Raw genomic sequence first — 1225 nt, forward strand, 5'->3', positions numbered from 1 at the left:
ACGCTCGGCGTGCTCAACCTCGCGCATGGCGCGATGTTCATGATCGGCGGCTATGCCGGCTTCGTCGCCTACCAGTACACGGAGTCCTTCATCATCGCCGTCATCGCGGGCTCGTTGTTCGTGATGCTGCTCGGCGTCGTGATGGAACGCGTCATCATCCGCCATTTCTATCATCGGCCGCACGAGGATCAGCTGCTCGTGACCTTCGGGCTCGGCATCTGTTTCGTCGAGCTCGTGCGCCTGATCTTCTCGAGCCAGTCGCAGCTGGTGCCGCCGCCGGCCCTGTTCCAGGGCATCACCAATCTCGGCTTCATGTTCTATCCGACCTACCGCCTCGCCGTCGTCGGCATCGTCGCGGTCGCCCTCGGCGCACTGTTCATCGTCCTCTACCGGACCCGGCTCGGCATGATCGTGCGCGCCGGCATCGAGGATTCGGTGATGGTCGATTCGCTCGGCATCAACGTCTACCGCGTCTTCATGGTCGTGTTCGGCATCGGCGCAATGGCCGCCGGATTTGCCGGCATCGTCAACGCGCCGGTGGTGTCGCTGACACCTGGCATCGGCGACGACATCCTGGTCCAGACCTTCGTGGTGGTGGTGATCGGCGGCGTCGGCTCGTTTCCAGGCGCGATCCTCGGCGGACTGATCGCCGGCGAGATCATCAGCGTCACCTCCATGTTCAACCCCGGCTACGCCTATGTGATGCTGTTTGCGGCGATGACGCTCGTGCTCGTGGTGCGACCGCATGGCCTGCTCGGCGTCCAGGGCCGCGAGTAAGCGATTTCCTGATGCTCAAGCAACGCCCGTTCCTGATCGAGACCCTGACCGCGATCGGTTTGATCGCAGCCCCGTTCGTGCTGCCTCATCTCGGCTTCGCCCCGAACACCGTGAACCGGATCCTGGTCTGGGGCCTGTTCGGTCTCGGCTTCGACATCCTGTTCGGATTTACCGGCCTGCTGTCGTTCGGCCAGTCCGCCTTCTACGGCACCGGCGGCTTTGTCGCGGCCTACCTCCTGACCCGCGCGGGTTTCGGCAACGTGCTGGGCGCACTGATCATCGGCATGATCGCGGCGGCCGCGACCGGCTACCTGATCGGCCTGATCGCACTGCGCCGCACCGGCATCTATTTCGCCATGATCACGGTGGCGATCGCGGAGGTGTTCTTCTTCGTCGAGTTCAATCCGCTCTCGGACTTCACCGGCGGCGAGAACGGCCTGCCGGGCGT

General features: G+C 64.2%; 2 protein-coding genes. Both read left to right on the forward strand.

Features of this window, described 5'->3' with window-relative positions:
• The coding region (locus IVB46_RS43595) for a branched-chain amino acid ABC transporter permease (protein WP_247346064.1) at positions 1-777 on the forward strand (777 nt) is incomplete at its 5' end.
• 11 nt (positions 778-788) lie between these two features.
• The coding region (locus tag IVB46_RS43600) for a branched-chain amino acid ABC transporter permease (RefSeq protein ID WP_247346066.1) at positions 789-1225 on the forward strand (437 nt) is incomplete at its 3' end.

This window comes from Bradyrhizobium sp. 61 (genome assembly GCF_023073075.1).
Lineage (GTDB): Bacteria > Pseudomonadota > Alphaproteobacteria > Rhizobiales > Xanthobacteraceae > Bradyrhizobium > Bradyrhizobium barranii.